Here is a 24,158-nt window from a genome sequence, read left to right on the forward strand (position 1 = left end):
CACCAACCCGCCACTGCCGCCCGGCGACCGGAGAAGCTCACCAAAAAACACAACCAGCGACGGACGCCGGGCCACCGAGGGAAAGCCGACCACCAACCCGCCACTGCCGCCCGGCGACCGGAGAAGCTCACCAAAAAACACAACCAGCGACGGACACCGGCGCGTGATGTCCGGGCCCGATCCGTTGGATCATTCCGACCCGCTGCGCGCGGGGCACGCGGCGGCCGGGGAGACATTGCTGCGCGCCTACGTCCGGGAGACGGGCGCGGTCGTGCCGCCCGCCGGGCAGGTGCTGCGGCTGCCGCTGCCCGCGACCGGTCTTGAGCTGGCCGTTCCGGTGCGCTACCGGTCCCGGACCGGCTGGCACCGCTTCGGCGAGCCGGAGGTCGCGGGTGGCCGGCCCGCCGACACCGCGCTGGTGGCGGCGGCGCTGATCCGGGAGAGCACCCTGGGCCGGGGGGCGCCCCCGCATCTGGGTGGCGACGCCGCCGCCCGGGTGCTGGGATCGGCGGCACGGACCGCCGTCCATCTGGCGCGCCGCCGTGCCGAGGGCGAGAGCGAGGGCGCCGGGGGGCCGACGCCGTTCCTCGACGCCGAGCAGGCGTTGCTGCTGGGCCATCCGTTCCACCCCGCGCCGAAGAGCCGCGAGGAGGCATCCGGCTCCGAACTCGACGCCTACTCCCCCGAGTTGCGCGGCTCGTTCGCGCTGCACTGGTTCGCCGCGCACCCGGACGCCGTGGTCGGCGAGAACGCCGACGGCGGCCCGGTCGCCGAGCTGCTGCGGCCGTTCGCCGAGGGCCTCCGGCTGCCGCGCGGAATGCTGCCGGTGCCCGCGCACCCGTGGCAGGCGCGCGAGGTGCTGGGCCGCCCGGAGGTGGCGGCGCTGGTGGACGCCGGGCTGCTGCGCCCGCTCGGGCCGGCCGGGCCGGCCTGGCACGCGACCTCGTCGGTGCGGACCGTGCACCGGCCGGACGCCGCCGTGATGTTGAAGCTGTCGCTGGGCATGCGGATCACCAACTCCCGCCGCAACAACCTGCGTGGCGAGATGCGGCTCGGCGTGCGGGCCGCCCGGCTGCTGGCCACGGGTCCGGCGGGGTGGCTGCGGGCCGAGCACCCGGAGTTCGCCATCCTGCGGGACTTCGCCTGGATCTCGGCCGGCGCCGAGGGCCCGGAGACCGGCCTGGAGACGGCGATCCGCGACAACCCGTTCCACGGCGGCGCCCGCGAAGGGCTGTGCGTGGCGGGCCTGTTGGCGGAACGAACCGGGCCGGGCGACGGCTCGCCGCCGCCGCACCGCGCGCTGCTGTCGGCCGCCGTGGAGCACGCGGCGCGGGCCCTGGGCGTGCCGGCCGCCGAGGCGGCGGAGCGCTGGTTCGGCCGGTATCTCGACGTGCTGGCCGTGCCGTTGATCCGGCTGTACGCGCGGTACGGCCTCGCGCTGGAGCCGCACCACCAGAACACGCTGGTCGCGCTGGACGGCGACGGGCTGCCGTGCGCGGGCTGGTACCGGGACAGCCAGGGCTACTACCTGGCGGCCTCCCGCGCCGCCGAGTTGGAGCGGCAGTTGCCCGGCGTGACCGACGGCGTGGAGCTGGTCTTCGACGACGGGTTCGTGGACGAGCGCGTCGCGTACTACCTCGGCGTCAACAACCTGCTCGGCCTGATCGGCGCGTTCGGCGCGCTCGGGCTCGCGGACGAGGACGTCCTGCTGCGGGCGCTGCGCGCCGCCCTGGAACGGCTGCGCGCCGCCGAGCCCGCCGCCAAGGGCCTGCTCGACCTGCTGCTGGACGCGCCCGCGCTGCGCTGCAAGGCCAACTATCTGACCTGTGTGGACGGACTCGACGAGCTCGTCGGCGACGTCCACACCCAGTCCGTCTACATCGATCTCCCCAACCCCCTGACGGAGGCACAGCGGTGACCGCGTCCTCGGCATCCCCCGACCGGAACGCCCCCTACGACCTCGTCGGCGTCGGCATCGGCCCGTTCAACCTGTCCCTGGCCGCGCTGGCCGACGGGGTCGCCGGGTTCGACGCCCTCTTCCTCGACGCCAAGCCGGCCTTCTCCTGGCACCCGGGACTGCTGATGGAAGGAACAGTTCTCCAGGTGCCGTTCCTCGCGGATCTGGTCACCATGGCCGACCCGACCAGCCCGTGGTCGTTCCTCAACTACCTGCGCGCGCACGACCGGATGTTCACGTTCTTCTTCTCGGAGCGCTTCCACATCCCGCGCCGCGAGTACGACCACTACTGCCGCTGGGCCGCCGAACGGCTGCCGTCCTGCCGCTTCGACGCCGAGGTCACCGCGCTGGAGTGGGATGAGACGGCGGACGCCTTCGCCGTGACGTACCGTTCGTCGTCCGGGGCGGTCAGCCGGGTGACGGCGCGGCAGGTCGTGCTCGGCGTGGGCACCTCGCCGGTGGTGCCCGAGCCGCTGCGGCCGTTCCTCACCGAGGCGCACGCCGGGCGCGTGCTGCACAGCGCCGACTTCCGCGCCCACCGCGAGGAGCTGGGCGCCCTGCCGGACGTGACCGTGATCGGCGCCGGGCAGTCGGGCGCCGAGGTGATGCTCGATCTGCTGCGGCGGCAGGACGGCGACGGCGCGGGCGGCCCGTTCGTCCGCTGGCTCGCCCGGACGCCCGCGTTCGCGCCGATGGAGTACAGCAAGATCGGCCTCGAACACTTCACGCCGGACTACATCCGGTACTTCCGGAGCCTGCCCGAGGCGACGCGCGAGCGGCTGGTGCGCGAGCAGTGGCAGCTCTACAAGGGCGTCAGTGAGAAGACGCTCGGCGACATCCACGACGAGCTGTACGAGCGGACCATCGGCGGCGGCGAGCCGCGTGCCGCGCTGCAGCCGGGGGTGCGGGTGGCGGCGGCCGAGGCGGTCGGCGACGGCTATCTGCTGACCTGCCGACACGATCAGCAGGGCGAGACGTTCGAGGTGCGGACCTCGGCCGTGGTGGCGGCCACCGGCTACGCGGCCGTCCGGCCGGCCTTCCTGGACACCCTGACCGACCTGGTGGACTGGGACGACAAGGGTCGCTACCGGATCGACGGCGACTACCGGGTGGCGCTCGACCCCCGGGTCACCGGCGCGCTGTACGCGCAGAACGCCGAGACGCACACGCACGGCGTCGGCGCCCCCGACCTCTCCCTCGGGGCGTGGCGGGCGGCGACGATCCTCAACGCCGCCGCCGGGCGCACGGTGCTGGACGTGCCGCGGCGGCAGGCGTTCACGACGTTCGGCGCGCCGATTCCGGACGCGCCGGTGGCTTCGGCGCTCCCCGCCGCCGTGGGCATACCACGATGAGATCCCGCGCCAAGGCGGTGCTGATCTCGGTCGTCGGCCTCCATCTGGTCGCCGAGACGGCGCTGACGCCCTTTCTGCCGCAGCTCTTCGAGCGGCTGTACGGGATCGACGACGCGGAGGCGACCGGTCTGTACCTGTGGGTCTGCCGCCTCGTCGGGCTCGCCGCCCTCCCCCTGTGGGGGCTGGCGGCCCGGCGGTGGCCGCTGCACCGGCTGGTGCTGTCGGGGCTGTGCGGGTCGGCGGTGCTGGACCTGCTGCTGGGCATGGCGCCCAGTTACGCCGCGTACACCGTGCTGTCCACGCTGATCGTGGCGACCAACTGCGCGCTGCTGCTGGCCTATCCGGCGTTCATCGCGGAGCACGGCGAGGACGGCGGCCCGGAGGGGGGCGGCGGCGAACGGGCGCGGCTGGCGGGGCTCTGCTCGATCGTGGTGGTCTTCCATCTGTCGGTCGTGGTCGCGACGGTGGTCGGGGCCGGGGTGCTGGCGCTGCCCGAACCGCGCGTCGGGATTGCGGCGTTCGCGGTGGTGGACGCGGTGCTGGCCGTGCTGACGTACCGGGTCCTGGGCCGGCAGGGCCAGGAATCCCAGGAGGGCCGGGCATCCCAGGAGAGCCGGGCATCCCAGGAGGGCCGGGCATCCCGGGAGGGCCGGGAGGAGGCCGGGACCGCCCCGGTGGCTCCCACCGCCGCGCCGCGCCGCCGTTCACGGCTCGTCGTGCTCGCCTACGCCGCGCTGATCGGGCTCGCGTTCGACTTCTCCACCAATGTGGCGCGCCCGTTCTTCACCGAGTTCTCCGACAGCCTGGGCGGCGGTTCGGCCGCGTCCGCCGTGCTGTTCTTCCTGCCGAGCGTGGCCGCGCTGGCCGTGCTGCCGACCGTGCGCCGCTGCCACGAGACGCTCGGCGACCGGCTGTTGCCGGTCGCCATGGCCGTGGGGGCGGCCGGGCTGGCCTGGCAGGCCCTGGCCGACTCCCTGCCCGGACTGGTCGGCGGGCGGCTGCTGTTCGGTGTGGGGCTGGGGCTGGGACAGGTCTCCGTCGAGCTGTGGATGTTCCGCGCGACCGGCACCGACGGTCCGGCCTACACCGCCGTGGAGACGGCCCGTTCCGTCGGCCTGCTGGCGGCCCCGATCGCCGCGACCGCCGCCGTCTCCCACGACCTGGCCTTCCCCCTGGTCGTCGCGGCGGCCATCCAGGCATGCGCCGTGGCCCTGGCCCTCCGCCCCGCACGCAGCACCCCGGCGACGGCCCCCGCCTCGCCACGGCCGACGGCGGGAACGGCACCGCCGAGCCGGGACGTTGCCCACCCGGAGAAACGACCGTTCGCCACCGCCGAGCCGACGAGGCCGAAGGCCGGTGGCAAGGCCGTTGACGCCCCGGCAGGGCAACCGGTCGCCACCACCACCGCATTGACACGACCGGCGAGCGGTGGCACGGCCGGAGGCGATCCGGACAAGCAAGCGGTCCGCGCCGCGGTCTCAGCCGCCGGGGCGGCGCGGACGGAGGCCGGCGGCGCGGCCGTTGGTGATCCGGCGTCCGCCCTGGCGGGGGCCGGCGCGGCTGTCGATCCGTGGGCGCGCGGGCCGCTTCCGGGCCCTCGGTCCGTCCTTCCGCCCGGCGCGGAGACCGGCGCCGAGGGGGCCCGGGTGCTCCCGGCCCGTCCCGCTCGCGTTCCCCCGGCCGCCGAGGCGGCGCGGCCGGTCTTCCCCCTGTACTCCGAGGAGAACAAGCGATGAACCCCACCACGCGCGACGCCTGGGCGCAGGCGGGCCAGCGGCTCGTCGTCAAGGCCGTCGAGGAGTTCGCCTACGAGGAACTACTCGTTCCCGTGCCCGACGCCGGCGGTCCGGACGACGGCTGGCGGCTGGAGCTCGGGGACGGCGCGCACTGGTCGTTCCGGGCCGCGCGGGGCACGTTCGGCACCTGGCGGCTCGTGCCCGGCACCCTCCGCCGCCATCCCGCCCCCGACGACGGCGGCGAGGCCGGGCCCGAGCGGCTGCTGCTCGACGCCCGGCCGGTCCTCGGCTGGGACGGGCCGACCACCGCCGAGGTGCTGCGCGAGCTGACCGCGACCCGGCGGGCCGAGGCCGAGGTGATCGCGCGCGGGCTGCCCGCCGCCGAGCTGGCCGACCTGGACCACCTCGATCTGGAGGCCCACCAGGACGGTCACCCCTGCATGCTGCTCAACAAGGGCCGGCTGGGCTTCTCGGCCTCCGACGCCGCCGCCTACGCGCCCGAGGCGGCCGGCTCGTTGCGCCTGCGGTGGGCCGCCGTGCACTCCGGTCTCGCCTCCTACGGCGGCGTCCACGGCCTGGACGCCGACGCCCTCCTCGCCGAGGAGCTGGACGCGGAGACCCGCGAGCGGTTCGCGGCGGTGCTGCGGGACGCCCGCGCCGCCGGCGGACACGACCCGGCGGACTACCACTGGCTGCCCGTGCACCCTTTCCACTGGGACGAGGCCGTCGCGACGCTCTTCGCGCCCTATCTCGCGGACGGCCGCATCGTGCCGCTCGGCGAGGGCCCCGACCGTTACCGCCCCCTCCAGTCCATCCGCACCCTCGCCAACCTCGACCACCCGCACCGGCGCAACGTGAAGGTGCCGCTGCTGATCCGCAACACCCTGGTGTGGCGGGGGCTTTCGCCCGAGCCGACCCGGGCCGCCCCCGATGTGACGGCCTGGCTGCACGCGGTGCGCGTCGCCGACCCGTACCTCCGCGACGAGCTGCGCTTCCATCCGCTGGGCGAGGTCGCGGCGGTGGCCGTGCGGCATCCGCTGTACGCGTCCGTGCAGGACGCCCCCTACCGCTACCACGAGCTGCTGGGCGCGGTCTGGCGCGAGCCGGTCGCGGCGCTGCTACGGGAGGGCGAGAAGGCCCGGACCATGGCCGCGCTGCTGACGGTCGGCTCGGACGGCCGCGCGCTCGTCGCCGAACTCGTCGAACGCTCCGGCCTCGCGCCGCGCACCTGGCTGGCTCGCTTCTTCGGGGCCCTGCTGCCCGGCCTGCTGCACTACCTCTACCGGTACGGCGTGGCCTACTGCCCGCACGGCGAGAACACCGTGATCCTCTACGACGCCGCCGACCTACCCATCGGCATCGCCGTCAAGGACTTCGCCGAGGATGTGAACCTGCTGCCCGGCAGCCACCCCGAGTACGAGGCGCTGTCCGAGCGCGCCGACGCGCTGCTGCTGCGCTGGCCGGCCCGGGAGCTGGCGCACTCGCTGCTCAGCGCGGTCTTCGCGGGCCACTTCCGGTTCTTCGCCCCGCTGGCCGCCGAGCATCTGGGGGTGCCCGAGGAGGAGTTCTGGGCGATGGTCCGCGCCGAGATCCTGCGCTACCACGCGCGGTTCCCCGAGCTGTCCGACCGATTCGAGGAGTTCGGCCTGCTAGCACCGGAGTTCGACCGGGTGGCGCTCAACCGCGAGCAGCTGCTCGGCGGCGGTTTCCACGACCGCGCCGAGAAAGACGAGGGGTTCGACATCGTCCACGGCACCGTCGCCAATCCCCTCGCCCATCCCCTCGTCGACTCGCTCACCAACTCCCCTGCCCAGGAGCGGATATGACCGCGCCCGAGACCCCGTGGGCGCGGTTGCGCGCCCAGGCCGACGCCGGCCGCGTCGAGGAGGTCATCGTCTCCGTCCCCGATCTTCAGGGCCGGCTCCAGGGCAGCCGCCTGTCCGTGCCGTACTTCCTGGCGGAGGCCGCCGAGCGCGGCTTCGGGGCGTGCGTCTATCTCCTCGCCTCCGACGTGGAGATGGGCACCGGCCCGGGCTACGCCATCGACGCCTGGGAGAGCGGCTTCGGCGACTTCGAGCTGCGCCCCGACCCGTCGACCCTGCGCACGCTGCCCTGGGACCCGGGCACCGCGCTGGTCCTCGCCGACGCGGTGTGGCCCGGCGGCGCCCCGGTGGAGGTCGCGCCGCGCCAGGTGCTGCGCATCCAGCTCGACCGGCTGGCCGAGCGCGGGCTGACCGCGTTCGCCGGGACGGAGCTGGAGTTCCTGGTCTTCCTCGACTCCTACCGGGCCGCGTGGGACCGCCGCTACCACGGTCTGTCCCCCGCCACGAGCTACAACGTGGACTACGCGCTCCAGGGACTGACGGCGATCGAGCCGGTGGTACGCCGCATCCGCCGCGAAATGGCGGGCGCGGGGCTGGCGTTGGAAACGGCCAGGGGCGAATGCCACCCCGGGCAGTACGAGATCGTCTTCCGGTACGCGGAGGCGATGGTCACCTGCGACAACCACGTGGTGTTCAAGAACGGTGCCAAGCAGATCGCCGCGCAGGAGGGCGTGGCGCTCACGTTCATGCCCAAGTACGACCAGGGTGAGGGCAATTCGTGCCACATCCATCTCTCGCTGCGTGGCACCGACGGCACCCCGGTGCTGGCCGACGCGGCGGCGGATGACGGCATGTCGGACCTGATGCGGCACTTCGTGGCGGGCCAGTTGGCCTGCCTGCCCGACTTCGCGCTGCTGATGGCGCCCAACATCAACTCCTACAAGCGCCTCCAGCCCGGCGCGTTCGCCCCCACCGGCATCACCTGGGGCCGCGACAACCGGACGTGCCCGGTGCGCGTGGTGGGCGCGGGACAGTCCCTGCGCATCGAGCACCGGGTGCCCGGCGGGGACGCCAACCCGTACCTCGCCGTGGCGGCGGCCGTCGCCGCCGGGCTGCACGGCATCGACAACCGGCTGCCCCTGCCGCCCCCGCACACCGCCAACGCCCTGGCCGACCCGGCCGTCCCGCGCCTGCCCGCCACCCTGACGGAGGCACTGCGCCGCTGGGAGCGCAGCGAGATCGCCGCGAAGGTCTTCGGCGAGGCGGTCGTCACCCACTACGCCCAGGCCGCGCGCGCCGAACTGACCGCGTTCGAGACGGCGGTCACCGACTGGGAGCGGGTGCGCGGCTTCGAGCGCCTGTGACCGGCCGGTGTACGGTCAGGGCTTGCGGGCGACGCCCCCGGCCATGAGGCGCTGGGCGACGGACAGCGGCTGCTCGACCGGGCCGTCGGGGTGCCACATCGGGAGCGGCACCACGCCCGGTTCGAGCAGCTCCAGGCCCTGGAAGTACGCCTCGATCTCCTCGATGGTCCGGAACCGGCCGGTGCCGAGGAATTCCAGCATCGTCTTCTCCACGGCGCGGGCCTCCGGGCCCGTGTCGCAGAAGTGCGTGATGACCAGGTGGCTGCCGGGCGGGACGGCGGCCAGGTAGCTGTCCACGATGCCCTGCGGGTTCTCGTCGTCGTGCAGGTGGTGCAGCATCCCGACCAGCAGGACGCCGACCGGCTGGCCGAAGTCGATCAGCTCGCGCAGGACGGGGTGGCCGAGGACCGTCCCGGGGTCGCGCAGGTCGGCGGTGACGACGGCCGTCCGGTCGTTCTCCTCCAGCAGGGCCCGGCCGTGGGCGAGCACGATCGGGTCGTTGTCCACGTACACCACGCGGGCGGCGGGGTTGTGGCGCTGAGCGACCTGATGGGTGTTCTCCATGGTGGGCAGACCGGCGCCCAGGTCCACGAACTGCTGGATGCCGACCTCGCTCGTCAGATGGCGGACCGCCCGGCCCAGCGCCGCCCGGTTGAACCAGCCCACGTCGCCGATGTGCGGCATGGTCGCCCGCACCTGGTCGGCGACGACGCGGTCGACCTCGTAGTTGTCCTTGCCGCCGAGCACCGCGTCGTAGACGCGCGCGATGCTGGGCCTGCTCAGGTCGATCTCGACGTTCTGGTCCGCCACGGCAGCTCCCGTTCCTGTGTCCCCGCGCACGCGCCCGCCCCAGGACACGCCGCTCCGTGCGAGGTCAGAGTAACGCTTTTGAGCGGCGACCCGCACAGTCGTGCGCCGATCAACTCTCCTTCCTTTCAGTCCACTTGCCGCGCTCCACCTTTCCGCGCATCTAAGTATCTGCGTGTATACGCAAGTATGAGCTATAGTCCGTGGTGCTCCGGCCGTCATCGACGCCGGCTCCCGGAGACACGGACGGAACGGATGGAGTTGATGACCATGGCGGCGACGACCGGTCGAACCGCTATCGCCGAGCCCGCGGCGGCACCCCCGCGCGGGCCGGTGACCGCGCACCGCACGCGGCTGTGGGCGCTGGCCGAGGTGCGCTGGGCGGCGGCGGCGACCGCCCTGTTCGTGCTCGGCGTCGTGGCCGACGTCGCGGGCGCGCCGGGCTGGGCGACCTGGACCCTGTATCTCTCCTGCTACGTGGCCGGCGGCTGGGAGCCGCTGTGGGCGGGTCTGACGGCGCTTCGGGAGAAGAGCCTCGACGTGGATCTGCTGATGATCGTGGCCGCGATCGGCGCCGCGTCGATCGGTCAGGTGCTGGACGGCGGCCTGCTGATCGTCATCTTCGCCACGTCGGGCGCCCTGGAGGCGTACGCCACCCAGCGGACGGCCGACTCAGTGCGGGGCCTGCTGGACCTGGCGCCCGAGCACGCCACCCGGCTGACGGCGGCGGGCGGCGAGGAGGTGGTGGCCACCGCCGAACTGGTCGTCGGCGACGAGATCCTGGTCCGGCCCGGCGAACGGGTCGGCGCCGACGGCGAGGTGATCGACGGCGCGAGCGACGTGGATCAGGCCACCATCACCGGCGAGCCGCTGCCCGTGCCCAAGCTCATGGGCGACGAGGTGTTCGCCGGCACGCTCAACGGCGGCGGCGCCCTGCGGGTGCTGGTGACCCGGCCCGCCGAGGACTCGGTGGTGGCCCGGATCGTGGCGATGGTGCGGCAGGCCAGCGATACCAAGGCCCCCACCCAGCTCTTCATCGAGAAGATCGAACAGCGGTACTCCGTGGGCATCGTGGTCGCGACCCTGCTGATCTTCGCCGTGCCCTTCTTCGGCCTGGGCCAGAGCTTGGACGACGCGCTGCTGCGGGCGATGACGTTCATGATCGTCGCCTCGCCCTGCGCGGTCGTGCTGGCGACGATGCCCCCGCTGCTGGCGGCCATCGCCAACGCCGGCCGGCACGGCGTGCTGGTGAAGTCGGCGGTCGTGATGGAGCGTCTGGGCGCCACCGACCGGGTGGCGTTCGACAAGACCGGCACCCTCACCGAGGGCACCCCGCGCGTGGCGGACGTCCGCGTCCTGCCGGGCACCCAGCTGGACGCGGCGGGGGTGCTGCGGCTGGCGGCAGCCGCCGAGTACCGCTCGGAGCACCCGCTGGCACGTGCCGTCGTGACCGCCGCCGCGGAGCGCGGCATCTCCCCCGACCCCGTCACGGACTTCTCCTCCGCGCCGGGCCGGGGCGTCAGCGCCCTGGTCGGCGGCCACCGGATCGAGGTGGGCAGCCCCGCCCACCTGCTGCGGGAGATCACCGGCCCGGCCGACACCGTGGTGCCGGAGCTGGAGGAAGCGGGCCGCACGGCCGTGGTGGTCCGCGTGGACGGCACGCCCGTCGCCGTGCTCGGGATCGCCGACCGGCCGCGTCCCGGCGCGGCCGGGACCGTCCGGGCGGTCGCGGAGCTGACCGGCGCTCCGCCGGTCCTGCTCACCGGGGACAACGCCCGCGCCGCCCGGCGCCTGGCCCGCGAGGTGGGCATCGAGGACGTGCGGGCCGGCCTGCTTCCGGAGGACAAGGTGGCGGCCGTCCGCGAGCTGGAGGACGCCGGCTACCGGACCCTGGTCGTCGGCGACGGCGTCAACGACGCGCCGGCCATGGCGGCGGCGCACCTGGGCGTGGCCATGGGCCGGGCCGGGTCGGATCTGGCGCTGGAGACGTCCGACGCGGTGGTGGTCCGGGACGAACTCGACACGATCCCGTCCGTGATCGCGCTCTCCCGTCGGGCCCGCCGGGTGGTGATGGCCAACCTCGTCATCGCGGGCACGTTCATCTCGGTCCTGGTCGTGTGGGACCTGGCGGGCCACCTGCCGCTGCCGCTCGGGGTGGCCGGGCACGAGGGCTCGACCGTGATCGTCGGGCTCAACGGCCTGCGGCTGCTGCGCTCGGCGGCCTGGCCCGGGGAACGGCGGCAAGGGGCCGAGCCCCGGCGCACCGGGGTCTGACCAGTCCCCCCGCTCGTCTCGGGGCGCTCTTCCGCCGTACGGCGTGGGCGCCCCGAGACGTTCCCGTCCACCGGGTCCACCCGCCCACCGGCACCACTGGGGATAGAATCTGACTATGCATGCGGATATCGAGGATTTCCATGTCCCGGAGTCCGAGGTCGTGGACCGGGCGAGCGAGCTGCTGCGCATCCTCAGCGACCCCACACGGCTACGTCTGCTGTACGCGCTCGCCCAGGGCGAGACCAATGTGGCCTGCCTGGCCGAGATCGTCGGGGCCAACCCGGCGGCGGTGAGCCAGCACCTGTCCAAGCTGCGGCTGTCCGGCGCGGTCAAGGCCCGCCGGCAGGGCACGTTCATGTACTACACGGTGGCCGATCCGGCCATCCACAGCGTGCTGCGGGCCGTGCTCGGGGAAGACGCGCCCGAGCCCGCGGCACCGGCACCGGCACCGGCACCGGCCCGCGCGTAGCCCGCGGCACCGGCCCGCGCGTAGCCCGCGGCACCGGCCCGCGCGTAGCCCGCGGCACCGGCCCGCGCGTAGCCCGCGGCACCGGCCCGCGCGTAGCCCGCGGCACCGGCCCGCGCGTAGCCCGCGGCACCGGCCCGCGCGTAGCCCGCGGCACCGGCCCGCGCGTAGCCCGCGGCACCGGCCCGCGCGTAGCCCGCGGCACCGGCCCGCGCGTAGCCCGCGGCACCGGCCCGCGCGTAGCCCGCGGCACCGGCCCGCGCGTAGCCCGCGGCGCCGGCCCGCGCGGAGGTCGCGGCGCCGGCCCGCGCGGAGGTCGCACGAGGTCGCGCGGGCATCAATCCCGCGCGGTCAGCCGACGCAGCGACGAGTCGAGGTGGCTGTCGAGAGCGGCGAGAAGTGACGCCTCACCACCGTCGCGGAGCAGGGCGACCAGGCCGCGATGCTCCTCGGCGAGGAGGTCCGGACGCGGCTCACGGACCGGCAGGTTCGACAGGCAGATGCGGGTCTCCGCGGCGAGCGTGGCGAACATCCGGGTGAGGCGGGGGCTGTCGGCGGACGCGACGAGGCTTTCATGAAAGGCCAGATCCCGCTCCACGAGCCGGCTCCACTCCGCGGCCGGGACGGCGGCCATGTCCTCGGCCGACTCCCGGAGACGGGCCAGATGACGCTCGTCCTTGCTCTTCCAGAGCAGCCCGGCCGCCTGCCGCTCGATGAGGCGGCGGGAGAAGAAAAGATCCTCGACGTCGATGGGACCCAGCTCCACGACGAAGACGCCGCGGTTCCTGATGTTGACGAGCAAGCCCTCCTGGATCAGCCGCTGGAGAGCTTCCCGCACCGGTCCCCGGCTGATGCCGAACGTCGCCGCGAGCTGCGCCTCCGCCACCTGGCTGCCCGCGGGGAAAGTGCCGTCCACGATGCGCTCACGGAGCTGGTCCAGAATGAGACTTGACGTGCTGCGCCGCGCGATCGGGACCAGGCCCGGCACCCCTTCGGTCACGATTCCTCCGCCAACAGCAGTGTCGATTGTCAACATCCTACTGCCGGATAGCGGGCGGCCGAGCCGGGACGGCTGTTTCCGGACACCCCTGCCCGGCACGGCGGTTGCGGGCGGGGGTGTCCGGGGCGGAGACGCTCAGTCGCGGCGGACCGCGACGATCTTCGGCTCCGTCATGGCCTCGACCGCGTAACGCACCCCCTCCCGGCCGACACCGGACCGCTTCGGGCCGCCGAACGGCATGGCGTCGATCCGGAAGTCGCTGCTGTCGTTGATCATGACCGCGCCGACCCGGAGCCGTTCCGCGACGGCCAGAGCGGTGTCGAGGCCGGCCGTGAACACCCCCGCCTGGAGCCCGAACGCGGTGCCGTTGGCCCGGGCCACGGCCTCGTCCACGGTGTCGAACGCGTCGATGGCCAGTACCGGTCCGAAGACCTCCTCCACCATCAGCCGGGCAGCGGCGGGGACACCGGTGAGGACGGTCGGCCAGTGGAACGCTCCCTCCCGGCGCCCGCCCGCGCGCAGCACGGCACCGTCGGTCAGCGCCTCCTCGACCCACAGCGCCACCCGCGCGGCCTCGCGCTCGGTGATGAGCGGGCCGACGTCGGTGCGGGGGTCCCGCTTGCTGCCCACCCGCAGCAGCCCGGTCGCGGCCACCACCTCGTCGGTGAACCGGTCCACGAGCGGTGCCGCGACGAGGACGCGCTGCACCGACAGGCAGTTCTGACCGGCCACGCCGAAGGCACCGGCCACGACGGCCCGCGCGGCGCGGACCGGGTCGGCGTCATGGAGGACGAGCACGCAGTTGTTGCCGCCCAGCTCCATCAGGGTCTTCTTCGCCCCGGCCGCCCGCGCCACGGCGTCACCCGTCCGGTGGCCGCCGGTGAAGGAGACCAGATCGACCAGCGGGTGGCCGACCAGGGCCTGGCCCGCCCGGGCGCCGGTGCCCGGGACCACGGCGAGCCGGTCGGCGGGAATCCCGGCGTCGAGCAGGACGGCGGCGAAGGCCAGCGCGGTCAGCGGCGTCGCCTCGGCGGGCTTCAGCACCACGCCGTTTCCCGCGACCAGCGCGGGGCCCAGCTTGTGGGCGACCAGGTTGAGCGGGTCGTTGAACGGCGTGATGGCCGCCACCACGCCGACCGGCTCGCGGGTGTACCAGCCGAGGCGGCCGGCGCCCCGCGCCGTGTCGTCGAAGGGCAGCGTCTCACCGGTGAGGCGGCCGGCCTGTTCGGCGGAGAGCCGCAGCGTCTCGGCGGCCCGGGACACCTCGGCGTCCGCCTCCCGCACCGTCTTGCTGCCCTCCCGGGATATCAGCTCGGCCAGCGTCACCCGGCGCTGCCCGAGCAGGGCGGCGGCCCGCTGGAGCGCCTCGCGGCGGCGCCACGCCGGCCACGGCTGACCGGAGTGGACGGCGGCGGCCACGGCCTCCACCGCCGCGCCCACCTCGGCCGCACTGGCATCCGTCACCGAGCCGAGCCGGCTGCCGTCCTCGGGGTCGTGGACGGTGAACGAGGTCTCGCCGTCGCGCCACACGCCGCCCCACAGCGCGCCGGCCGGCGGCTGCCAGGGGGCCGTCACCGCCAGGGGCGATGACGACAGCGGGACGGCCACGGCGACCTTCGCCGGTTCCATCAGGACGCTCGCTGGAAGTGGTGGGCGGAACGGGCGTGGTAGTCGTGGTCCTCGTGGCTGCACGGGCTGACATGGACCATCACGTCCTCCAGCTTGGGCACGGAGTGCAGGAGCCGGTGCCGGACCTCCTGGGCGATGTCGTGCCCCTCGACAACGGTGCTGCCGCAGTCCACGGCGATCGCGGCCTCCCCGTGCAACCGGTGACCGATCCAGCGCATGCGGAACGCCTCCACCTCGACCACGCCGGGGACGCGGCTGATGGTCTCCTCGGCGGCGGTCACGGCGTCGGGATCGACGGCGTCCATCAGCCTGCGGAAGATGTCCCGCGCGGCGCCGCGGAGCACCATGAGGATCATGACGGTGACGAGCAGGCCCACGATGGGGTCGGCGAGGGGGAAGCCGAGCCAGACGCCGAGCGCTCCGAAGACCACGGCCAGGGAGGTGAATCCGTCGGTGCGGGCGTGCAGGCCGTCGGCCACCAGGGCGGCGGAACCGATCCTGCGGCCCACGCTGATGCGGTACTTGGCGACCAGCTCGTTACCGATGAAGCCGATGGCGCCGGCCGCCGCGACGAGCCAGACATTGTCCAGATCGCGCGGGTCCAGCAGCCGGTCGACGGACTCCCACCCGGCCACGACGGCGGAGGTGGCGATCATCAGCACGATGAAGATGCCGGCCAGGTCCTCGGAGCGGCCGTAGCCATAGGTGTAGCGGCGGGAGGCGGCGCGGGCGCTGAGGGCGAAGGCGAACCAGAGCGGCAGCGCGGTCAGCGCGTCCGAGAAGTTGTGGATCGTGTCGGCGAGGAGGGCGACCGAGCCGGAGATCACGACCACGACGACCTGGAGGAGCGCGGTCACCATCAGGGCGACCAGGCTGATCTTCAGGGCGCGGATGCCCTCCGCGGAGGACTCCAGGGCGTCGTCGGTCGAGTCGGCCGCGTCGTGGCTGTGCGGGCGGAAGATCTCCAGCAGGAAGCCGCGCAGCCCGCCCGGGTGGTCGTGCCCGTGCTCCCCGTGGTCGTGGCCGTGGCCGCCGTGCGCGTGCCCGTGGCCGTGCTCCCCGTGCGGGTGCTCCCCGTGCGGGTGCTCGTGCTCCCCGTGCGCGTGGCCTTGGTCGGCGTGCGGGTGCTCGTGGTCCCCGTGCGGGTGCTCCCCGTGCGGGTGCTCGTGCTCCCCGTGCGCGTGGCCTTGGTCGGCGTGCGGGTGCTCGTGGTCGGCGTGCGGGTGGCCGTGGCCGTCGTGGCCCTCCGCGTGAGGGTGCGGGTGCGGGTGGGGGTGCTGGTCCGCGGACATCGGCGGCGTCCTCATTTCGGGGTCGGGGTCGGGTTCTGGACCGGATTCTGGACCGGGTTCTGGACCGGGTTCTGGACCGGGTTCTCGGTGGTGTTCCAGTAGTGACAGGAGACGGAGTGGCCGGGCCCCGCCTCCCGGGGCGCGGGAGCCTCGGTGGCGCAGCGCTCGCGAGCCATCGGGCAGCGGCGGCGGAAGCGGCATCCGGCGGGCGGGTCTATGGGGCTGGGCGGTTCACCGCGCAGGGTGCCGAAGTCCGTCTCCGCACCGGGCTGTTCCGGCAGCGAGGCGGCGAGCAGTGCCTGGGTGTACGGGTGGGCGGGCCGCTCGAACAGCTCGTCGCGGGGCGCGACTTCGATGATCTCGCCCAGGTACATGACGGCGACCCGGTCGCAGATGTGGCGTACGACGCGCAGGTCGTGGGAGATGATCAGCAGGGTGAGGCCGAGGCGTTCCTTCAGCTCGACCAGAAGGTTGAGGATCTGCGCCCGGATCGACGCGTCAAGCGCCGAGGTCGGCTCGTCGCACACGAGGAAGCGCGGTCCGAGCAGCAGCGCCCGCGCCACCACCACGCGCTGCAACTGCCCGCCGGAGCACTGGGCCGGGCGGCGGTCGAGAAACGACTCGTCCAGGCCGACCTGTCCCAGCACCTCCAGGATGCGGGCCCGCCGCTCCTCGCCGGTGCCGATGCCGTGCTGGGCCAGCGGGGCGTCGAGGCTGGTGCCCAGCCGCATCCGCGGGTCGAGAGCGGCGTAGGGGTCCTGGAAGACGAGTTGCATGGACCGCCGCAGGGCCTTGCGCGCGGCGCCCCTGCGCCCGGCGACGTCGGTGCCGTCGAACATGACGCGCCCCGCGTCGGTCCCCGCCAGCCCGAGGACCACCCGCGCCAGGGTGCTCTTCCCGCAGCCCGACTCGCCGACCAGCCCGAGCACTTCACCGGCCCGGACGGTGAAGGAGACGTCGTCGACCGAGTGCACCTTCTGCCGCCGGCCGAACAACGGGCCGCCGCCGACCGGAAAGTGCTTGACCACGTGCTCCACGCTCAGCAACGGCGGCGCGGAGACCGACGGGTGGGCCGTCACGCCGTCACCACCTCGGGTGTGGGGATCCAGCATCGGGAGCGGTGGCCGGTGCCGCAGGCGTGCAGCGTCGGCTCGCGGCTCTCGCAGTTCTTGGCGATGCCCAGGCCCTCCGCGACCGTACAGCGCGGCCGGAAGCGGCAGCCCTGGTGCAGGGCGCGGGACTGGGTGGCGCTGCCCGGGATGGTGTAGAGCCGGTTCTGCTCCTGTTCGAGCAGGGATGCCTTCATCAGGGCCTGGGTGTAGGGGTGTTGGGGATCGGCGAAGAGGTCGGCGGTGGTGCCGTCCTCCACGATGCGGCCGGCGTACATGACCGCGACCCGGTCCGCGATCGAGGCGACGATGCCGAGATCGTGGGTGATCAGCAGGACCGACATGCCCGACTCGCGCTGCTTGAGCTTCAGCAGCCGCAGGATCTGGGCCTGCACGGTGACGTCCAGCGCGGTGGTGGGCTCGTCCGCGATGAGCAGGCCGGGGTCGCCGGCCAGGGCGGCGGCGATCATCACGCGCTGGGCCATGCCGCCGGAGAGCTGGTGCGCGTAGGCCCCCGCCCGGCGTTCGGGCTCGGGGATGCCGACGTCGGCGAGCAGTGCGGGCACCCGTTTCCCGGCCTGACGGCGGCTGAGCCCGCCGTGCAGCCACAGCGGCTCGGCCACCTGGTCGCGCACGGTGGCCGTCGGGTCGAGCATGGCCTTGGGCTGTTGGAAGAGCATGGCCACCCGCTTCCCGCGGATCGCGTCCATGCGGCGGGCGGGCAGGCCCACCACGTTCTCGCCGTCGAGGGCGATGGAGCCCTCGGTGACACGGGCGCCGGCGGGAAGCAGTCCCATCACGGCGCGCGCCGTGACGCTCTTCCCCGAGCCCGACTCCCCGACGAGGGCGACGATCTCGCCGCGCCGGACGGTGAGATCGAGGCCCTCGACGGCCTTGGTGGGGGTGGTGCCGGTGAACTCCACGCGCAGATCCCGGACTTCGAGTGAGATGTCACCGTCCGGGCCGTTCGCCGGGCCGGGGGTCCGTTCGTCGTGCTGTCGCCGGTACATGTCCGGCCTCCTTCCCGTCAGGGGGAGTCAGCGTTTCCGCTGCTGGGTTCCGCCGTCCGCCGTGGCGGACTGGCGCAGACGGCGCCGCAGGGTGACGACGGCTTCGTCGAAGTGCTGGCGCAGGGTGGTGAGGGCGGTGGGCAGGTCGGCGCCCGCGATGAGATCGACCAAACCCCGGTGTTCGGGCAGCAGGTCCATGCGGTCGGGTTCGAGGTCGGCGTACATGTTGAGGCAGAGCCGGGTCTCGGAGACGAGGGTGTCGAACATGCGGTTGAGGCGGTGGCTTCCGGCCGCCTCGACCACCATGCGGTGGAAGCTGAGGTCGAGGTCGGCGACGCCCCACCAGTTGTCGTCCTCGGCCGCCGTGGCCATGTCGTCCACCACCCGGCGCAGGGCGTCCAGCAGTTCAGCGGACGCGCGGGCGGTGATGACGCGGCGGAAGGCCGCGGCCTCCACGGCCTCGCGGGCGAAGAAGACGTCCACGACGTCGTCCTCGCTGAGCACCGGCACGAAGACGCCGCGATGGGGCTGACTGGCCAGCAGTCCTTCCTGGATGAGGCGTTGCAGGCTCTCGCGGACCGGTCCCCTGCTGACGCCGAGCCGTTCGGCCAGCTCGGTCTCGTGGAGCTGGGTGCCGGGCAGGAAGACGCCGCGGTGGATGCCGTCCCTGAGCTGCTCGGTGACCTGGGAGGTCAGGGTCCTGCGACGGATCGGGTTGACCGGTGACGGCCGGCCGAGGGCCGTCGTCATGTCCTCGGTGGTCATCGACGCGCTTCCTCCCCGGGCTCGACGCCCTGTCCGATGAGGGTGACGCTGAGGGCGGTGAGGAAGATCGCCAGACCGGGCACGATCACCAGCAGCGGCACCTGCTCCATGTAGACCTGCGCGTCCAGCAGCATCGCGCCCCAGTCGGAGTCCGGCGGCTGCACGCCGAGCCCGATGAACGACAGGCCACCCACCGTGATGAGCTTGTGCCCGAAACGGAGGAAGGCGAGCGCCGTGACCGGGCGGATGGCGTTGGGGATGATGTGCCGCACGATGACGAAGGTGCGGGAGCAGCCCAGCGCCTCGGCGGCCTCGATGAAGTCCCGGCTGTTGATCTCCAGGGCCAGGCCGCGCATGAGCCGGGCGAACGGGGTCCAGCCGACGACGGTGAGGGCCGCGATCAGGGTGCCGTGGCCGGTGCCGAGGATCGCGATGAGGAACAGCGCGACGATCACGTCGGGGATGGAGATGAGCAGATCGACCGTGCGCATCAGCAGCTCATCGACGAGGCCGCCGACGCGTGCGCTGAACGCCCCGATGAGCGTGCCGAGGACCGCGCAGAGCACCAGCGTGATCGCCGCGATGGTCACGGAGAACCGTCCGCCCCACATCAGTCTGCTCAGCACGTCCCGGCCCAACTGGTCGGTGCCGAGCCAGTGTCCGGCGCTGGGGGCGGCCAGCCGGTGGGTGAGGTCCTGGGTCGCGGGGTCGTAGGGCGCGATCCAGGGGGTGAGCAGCAGGACCGACAGCACCGCGGTGAGGACGAGGGCCCCCGCCCGCACGGTCCACGGCAGGCGCCGCCAGGCCCGCCAGCCGGAGCGAGCCGCCCTGCCGATCGCCGCGAGGAGGTGGGCCGCCCCGTGCGGCCGGATGTCGGGGGCGTGTTCAGTGAGCGCCATGGCGGACCCTCGCAGCCGGGTTGATGAGTTCGCCGAGGAGATCGGCCGCCGTGCTGACCAGGATCGCCAGGGCGACGAGGGACAGCAGGCCGGCCTGGATCACGGGCACGTCCTGGTTGAGGACGGCCTTGTAGACGAGCTGTCCCATGCCGGGGATGGCGAACAGCACCTCGACCACGACCGAGCCGCCGAGCAGGCCGGCGAACCAGAGGGAGGAGAGGGTCAGCACGGGCAGCAGACCGTTGCGCAGGGCGTGCCGGATCAGGGCGCGGCGGGAGCTGAGGCCCCGGGCGCGGGCGGCGGTGATGTAGGGCGCCTGGAGGACGTCGATCATCGCCGCCCTCGTGACGCGGGCGAAGTAGGCCAGCGGGCGCAGGGCGAGGGTGACGGCGGGCAGGATGATGGCGGCCGGCGACTGCCAGCCCGCCGAGGGGAGCCAGCCGAGGGAGCGGGAGAAGACGAGGACCAGCACGGGGGCCAGCCAGTATTCGGGGACGGCGACGAATCCCTGGGTGACGAAGGTGACGCCGCTGTCGAGCTTCGAACCGCGCCGGGTGGCGGAGATGACGCCCAGGGGCACCGCGATGAGGAGGGCGGCGGACAGGGCGATGACGGCGAGCATGAGGGACACGGTGAGGGCGCCGCCGAGCAGGTCGCCGACGGGCGTTCTGCTGGTGAACGAGAGGCCGAAGTCTCCGCGCACCGCGCGGCCGAGCCAGCTCGCGTACTGGACGACGAGCGGCTGGTCGAGCCCCAGCTCCGCCTTGAGAGCCTCGACCGCGTCCGGGTCGATGGCCCGGTCCGAGACCCGTGAGCGCAGCACCGTGCGGACCGGGTCGTCGCCGCTGAGATAGGGGATGAGGAAGGTCAGCATGGAGACCACGAGCAATGTGGCGAGCATGACCACGGTGCGTCGCAGGACGAAGCGGATCACCTCACCACCTCCTTCCGGTCGTGGGTCGTGGGCTGCGGCTCGTCGGGGTTGCGGGTGGTGCGGCGTGGTCGGGGCGGTCCGGCCGGGGCCGGGGGGCCGAAGGTCAGGTGAGGACGTCCAGCGTCCGGTAGTAGGCGCCGGCGAAGGGCAGGAACCACGGGGAGCCGAAGTAGTGCCCGGGGACGTGCGGGAATTCCAGACCGCGCCAGACGTTGGCCGAGGCGTCGCCGCCCAGCACGTCGGCCATCTGGCGGCCCATGTGGGTGGCCATCTGAACGCCGTGGCCGGAGAAGCCGGCGGCGTAGAAGAGCCCTTCGTGCTCCCCGGCGTGGACGAGCTGGTCGAGGCTGAGGTCGACCAGCCCGCCCCAGCAGTAGTCGATGCGCACGCCCGCGAGTTGCGGGAAGACCGAGAGCATGCCCTTGCGCAGGATCTTCCCGCTCTTGAGGTCGGAGGCGGCGCCGGACATCGCGAACCGGGCGCGTCCGCCGAAGAGCAGCCGGTTGTCGGGGGTGACGCGGAAGTAGTAGAGGATGTTCCTGGAGTCGGACGCCATGCGGCGGGTGGGCATCAGCTCGTCCAGGACGGCCTGGTCGAGGGGCTCGGTGACCACGATGAAGCTGCCGACCGGCACGACGCGGTTGCGCAGCCAGCGGAACGACGAGCCGGTGTAGGCGCCGGACGCGAAGAGGACCTGGTCGGCGCGGAGCGTGCCGACGGGTGTGGTGACGTCGTGCCGGTGGCCGCTGATCCGGCGGACCTTGGTGACCGGGGCCTTCTCCAGGATCCGCACCCCGAGCCGCTCGGCGGCGTCGGCCAGGCCCCGGACGAACTTGCCGACGTGCAGGCCCGCGCCCTGCGGGTCGGCCATGGCGCCGTGGTAGTAGTCGGAGCCGATCTCCGCGCGCAGGTCCTTCCTCGGGATCAGCTCGGTCCGGTATCCGATGAGGTCGTGCAGCGCCTCGTGGGTGCGCGCCAGGCGCTCGTAATGGGCGGGCTTACAGGCCAGGTTGAGCTTGCCGGTCCGCGCGAAGTCGCAGTCGATGTCCTCCTCGGTGACCAGCTTCTCGACGGTGTCGATGGCGTCGTTGTAGGCGAGGTAGAGGGACTTGGCGGTCGGGACGCCGTAACGGCCCACGGCGGTGAGGAAGCCGATGGCCAGTCCGGTGGTGCACATCCCGCCGTTGCGCCCCGAGGCGCCCCAGCCGACGGTGTCCTGCTCCAGGACCGTGACCCGCGCCCCTTTACGGGCCAGGTGCAGCGCGGCGGAGAGGCCGGTCAACCCGGCTCCCACGACCGCCACGTCCGTCCGCCCGTCGAGAGAGAGGGCAGTGCGGTCGGGCGCGGCCGGTGCGGTGTCCAACCAGTAGGGAATCGGCTTCACGGTGCTGCTTCCTCTCGTGGGGCGCGGGGGTGTCGTCGGCTGGGGCGGAACCGGGCGGGGCGTCCGCCGGTGGGGTCAGAGTCCGAGCAGGCCGGGCAGCTCGGTCAGGGCCGTGATCTCGGTGTAGCCGTAGTACGGCGTGCTGGGCTCGTAACCCCGGTTGAGGTAGACCTTGTTGGTGATCCGCAGGTCGTGGGCGGGGATGAGGTCGTAGCGCAGGCTGGACGACACGTGCAGGACGTCGCCGGGGCCGCACTCCAGCCGTCCGAGCATGTACTCGAACGCCTGCAGCCGGGGCTTGTAGGCCCGCGCCTGCTCGGCGGTGAACACGGCGTGGAACGGGGCGCCGAGCTTGCCCACGTTGTGGGCGATCTGGGAGTCGGCCGCGTTGGAGAGGATGACGAGCGGGAACTCCTCGGCGAGCTTGGCCAGGCCCTCGGGGACGTCGGGGTGGGGGCCCCAGGTCGGGACGGCGTCGACGATGCTGTCGCCGTCGGTGTCCCGGTACTCCAGGTCCCACAGGGTGTTGGCGCGCCTGAGGGCGTTCTTCACCACGTCGGGGTAGGGCTGGTAGGCGCCCATGACCTCGTCGATCCGGAATGCCTCGAAGTCGTCGAGGAAGTCCTCCATGCGGTCCGGATCGACGCGGTCCGCGTACAGGCCGCGGGTGACGGCGGACATCTGGAAGTGGGTGAGGGTGCCGTAGCAGTCGAAGGTGATGTACTTGGGCCGGAAGTCGATCATGGGGGTCCCTTCGAGTCGTCTCTCGCTGGTGAGGGGGGCGGTCAGCCGGTGGCGCGGGCCAGGTCGGCGGTCAGGGTGTAGTAGGGGTGGACGGCGTATCCGACCACTCCGGCGACGGCGGCCGTCTCGGTCTCGTGGACCAGGAAGACGTTCACGGCTTGGCTCTGGAGGAGTTCGGCCGTCTGTGCGTAGACGGCGTAGCGCTCGTCCCGGCTCTCGGCGACCCTGGCCTCCTCGACCAGGGCGTCCAGCTCCGGGTCGCAGACGTGCGTGATGTTGTAGCTGCCGTCGCAGGTGTAGTCGGCGGTGAGGAAGCCGAGCGGGTCGGGCATGTCGTTGAGGTAGTTGCGGGAGAGCAGCGCCATGTCGAAGTCGCCTTCGAGCAGGGCCGGTTCCATGGAGGCGTAGTCGCCGGTCTCGATGGTCACGTCGATCCCGACGGCTCCGAGCTGCTCCTGGAGGACGGCGGCGAGGTCGGCGAATCCGGTGCCCTCGGTGTAGGCGAGGAGTGTCAGGTTGAGGGACGACGGGTCGACGCCGGCCTCCGCCAGGAGCTCCGCCGCCGCGTCCGGGTCGGCCTCGACGGGCTCGGCTTGCTCGGGGGCGAACGGCTCGGTCGGGGTGAACGGTCCGACCGCCGGGTGGGCCGCGCCGGGGTAGACGGCTTCGCTGATGGCGCGGGTGTCGACGGCAGCCTGAACGGCCCGGCGTACCAGTTCGTCGTCGAAGGGGGCGCGGCCGTTGTTGAGGATCAGCTCGGTGGTTCTGGGCAGTTCGACCGTCTCCAGCCGGGTGCCTCCGGAGCCGCTGAGCGTCTCCATGCTGGTGACCGGCAGCTTTCTGGCGATCTGCGCCTCGCCGGTGTCGATCTGGGTGGCGCGCATCGCCCCGTCGGGGATGAACCGGACCTCGGCCGCGTCGAGTCCGACACCCCCGCCCCAGTAGGAGGAGTTGGCCTCCAGCGACACGGACTGCTGGGGCACCTCCTCGATGATGGCGAAGGGACCGGTGCAAGTGCCCTGGGGGTCGGGGGTGGATCCTTCGAACGCCGAGGGGGCGAGGATCCCGGTGTGCGGAGTCGACATCCGCTCCGGCATGAGGTAATCGGGCGTCGGGGTGGTGATGCGCACGGTGTCGTCGCCGACCGCCTCGACGTTCTCCACCACATCGGGTGAGAACACCGACGCGGGCGCGGTCGCACCGAGCGCGTGCTGCAGCGCCCCGGCGACGGCCTCGGCGTCCATCGGCTCGCCGTTCTGGAACGTGACGCCGCTCCGGAGGCCGAACTCCCAGACGGTGGGCGCCGTCTGGTCCCAGGAGGTGGCGAGCATCGGCTCCAGGACGCCGTTGCCGGCGCTGGAGACGAGCATCTCCAGACAGCCGAGCTTGCTCAGGACGAACGAGTCGTCGGTCTCCAGCGCCCAGGCGGCGGCCGGCGCGAACGGCTCGTCAATGACGATCGTCCCGTTCCCGCCCTCACCGCCCCCCGAGGCGTCGGCGCCCTCACCACTCATTCCGCAGGCCCCGAGGGTCAGTGTCAGTAGGGAAATTCCACAGGTCACACGAAAAATATTCATAGCTGCTCACTCATTCACGTCTGGAGCGGAGCGCCG

The 24,158-nt window shown here is 73.1% G+C and carries 19 protein-coding genes; 7 read left to right on the forward strand and 12 right to left on the reverse strand.

The features are described 5' to 3' along the window. Positions 1-184: 184 nt before the first annotated feature. Genes OIE51_RS03590 through OIE51_RS03610 form a run of 5 tightly spaced genes read left to right on the forward strand, consistent with a single transcriptional unit; the run spans position 185 to position 8,232 of the window. A complete protein-coding gene (locus tag OIE51_RS03590) occupies positions 185-1,918 on the forward strand; it encodes an IucA/IucC family protein (protein ID WP_326595446.1) in 1,734 nt (577 codons plus the stop codon). Then, positions 1,915-3,309 (forward strand): lysine N(6)-hydroxylase/L-ornithine N(5)-oxygenase family protein, encoded by a 1,395-nt coding sequence (locus tag OIE51_RS03595; protein WP_326595448.1) that lies wholly within the window; start codon positions 1,915-1,917, stop codon positions 3,307-3,309. The genes OIE51_RS03590 and OIE51_RS03595 overlap by 4 nt, the downstream gene beginning before the upstream one ends. Next, positions 3,306-5,045 (forward strand): MFS transporter, encoded by a 1,740-nt coding sequence (locus tag OIE51_RS03600; RefSeq protein ID WP_326595449.1) that lies wholly within the window; start codon positions 3,306-3,308, stop codon positions 5,043-5,045. The genes OIE51_RS03595 and OIE51_RS03600 overlap by 4 nt, the downstream gene beginning before the upstream one ends. Beyond that, complete coding sequence (locus OIE51_RS03605; protein ID WP_326595450.1) at positions 5,042-6,871, forward strand: IucA/IucC family protein; 1,830 nt, start codon at positions 5,042-5,044, stop codon at positions 6,869-6,871. Before OIE51_RS03600 ends, OIE51_RS03605 begins: the two co-directional genes overlap by 4 nt. Then, the gene (locus OIE51_RS03610; protein WP_326595452.1) at positions 6,868-8,232 is read left to right on the forward strand and encodes a glutamine synthetase family protein; all 1,365 of its coding nucleotides are present in this window, start codon (positions 6,868-6,870) and stop codon (positions 8,230-8,232) included. Before OIE51_RS03605 ends, OIE51_RS03610 begins: the two co-directional genes overlap by 4 nt. Positions 8,233-8,247: 15 nt before the next feature. On the opposite strand, the gene OIE51_RS03615 is transcribed toward OIE51_RS03610, so the two are convergent. Further along, positions 8,248-9,042: an SAM-dependent methyltransferase gene (locus tag OIE51_RS03615; protein ID WP_326595453.1), complete on the reverse strand. Its 795-nt coding sequence runs from the start codon at positions 9,040-9,042 to the stop codon at positions 8,248-8,250. A 261-nt stretch (positions 9,043-9,303) separates the two neighbouring features. On the opposite strand from OIE51_RS03615, the gene OIE51_RS03620 reads away from it, so the two are divergent. Beyond that, positions 9,304-11,313: a heavy metal translocating P-type ATPase gene (locus OIE51_RS03620; protein ID WP_326600485.1), complete on the forward strand. Its 2,010-nt coding sequence runs from the start codon at positions 9,304-9,306 to the stop codon at positions 11,311-11,313. A 115-nt stretch (positions 11,314-11,428) separates the two neighbouring features. After that, on the forward strand, positions 11,429-11,782 hold the full coding sequence (locus tag OIE51_RS03625) for an ArsR/SmtB family transcription factor (protein WP_326595455.1): 354 nt from the start codon (positions 11,429-11,431) through the stop codon (positions 11,780-11,782). Positions 11,783-12,116: 334 nt separating this feature from the next. Here the strand turns inward: OIE51_RS03625 and OIE51_RS03630 are convergent, their stop codons facing one another. The 11 genes from OIE51_RS03630 to OIE51_RS03680 form a co-directional block, all read right to left on the reverse strand. Then, complete coding sequence (locus tag OIE51_RS03630) at positions 12,117-12,779, reverse strand: GntR family transcriptional regulator (protein WP_326595456.1); 663 nt, start codon at positions 12,777-12,779, stop codon at positions 12,117-12,119. A gap of 135 nt (positions 12,780-12,914) precedes the next feature. Then, complete coding sequence (locus tag OIE51_RS03635) at positions 12,915-14,408, reverse strand: aldehyde dehydrogenase family protein (protein ID WP_326595457.1); 1,494 nt, start codon at positions 14,406-14,408, stop codon at positions 12,915-12,917. Further along, the gene (locus OIE51_RS03640) at positions 14,408-15,700 is read right to left on the reverse strand and encodes a cation diffusion facilitator family transporter (protein WP_326595458.1); all 1,293 of its coding nucleotides are present in this window, start codon (positions 15,698-15,700) and stop codon (positions 14,408-14,410) included. Before OIE51_RS03640 ends, OIE51_RS03635 begins: the two co-directional genes overlap by 1 nt. A gap of 11 nt (positions 15,701-15,711) precedes the next feature. After that, positions 15,712-16,779, reverse strand: coding sequence for an ABC transporter ATP-binding protein (locus tag OIE51_RS03645; RefSeq protein ID WP_326595459.1), 1,068 nt, complete (start codon positions 16,777-16,779; stop codon positions 15,712-15,714). After that, positions 16,776-17,819 (reverse strand): ABC transporter ATP-binding protein, encoded by a 1,044-nt coding sequence (locus OIE51_RS03650; RefSeq protein ID WP_326595461.1) that lies wholly within the window; start codon positions 17,817-17,819, stop codon positions 16,776-16,778. The genes OIE51_RS03645 and OIE51_RS03650 overlap by 4 nt, the downstream gene beginning before the upstream one ends. A 27-nt stretch (positions 17,820-17,846) precedes the next feature. Then, positions 17,847-18,584, reverse strand: coding sequence for a GntR family transcriptional regulator (locus tag OIE51_RS03655; protein ID WP_326595463.1), 738 nt, complete (start codon positions 18,582-18,584; stop codon positions 17,847-17,849). Further along, positions 18,581-19,483 (reverse strand): ABC transporter permease, encoded by a 903-nt coding sequence (locus OIE51_RS03660; RefSeq protein ID WP_326595464.1) that lies wholly within the window; start codon positions 19,481-19,483, stop codon positions 18,581-18,583. Before OIE51_RS03660 ends, OIE51_RS03655 begins: the two co-directional genes overlap by 4 nt. Next, positions 19,470-20,417 (reverse strand): ABC transporter permease, encoded by a 948-nt coding sequence (locus OIE51_RS03665; RefSeq protein ID WP_326595465.1) that lies wholly within the window; start codon positions 20,415-20,417, stop codon positions 19,470-19,472. The genes OIE51_RS03660 and OIE51_RS03665 overlap by 14 nt, the downstream gene beginning before the upstream one ends. 103 nt (positions 20,418-20,520) lie before the next feature. Next, positions 20,521-21,801, reverse strand: coding sequence for an NAD(P)/FAD-dependent oxidoreductase (locus OIE51_RS03670; protein ID WP_326595466.1), 1,281 nt, complete (start codon positions 21,799-21,801; stop codon positions 20,521-20,523). Positions 21,802-21,876: 75 nt separating this feature from the next. Next, positions 21,877-22,545: a haloacid dehalogenase type II gene (locus tag OIE51_RS03675; RefSeq protein WP_326595468.1), complete on the reverse strand. Its 669-nt coding sequence runs from the start codon at positions 22,543-22,545 to the stop codon at positions 21,877-21,879. Between the two features lie 41 nt (positions 22,546-22,586). After that, positions 22,587-24,059 carry an ABC transporter substrate-binding protein gene (locus tag OIE51_RS03680; RefSeq protein ID WP_326595469.1) on the reverse strand — a complete coding sequence of 491 codons (1,473 nt, stop codon included), beginning with the start codon at positions 24,057-24,059 and terminating at the stop codon, positions 22,587-22,589. Between the last annotated feature and the right edge of the window lie 99 nt (positions 24,060-24,158).

The sequence above is a fragment of the Streptomyces sp. NBC_01803 genome, assembly GCF_035917415.1.
Lineage (GTDB): Bacteria > Actinomycetota > Actinomycetes > Streptomycetales > Streptomycetaceae > Streptomyces.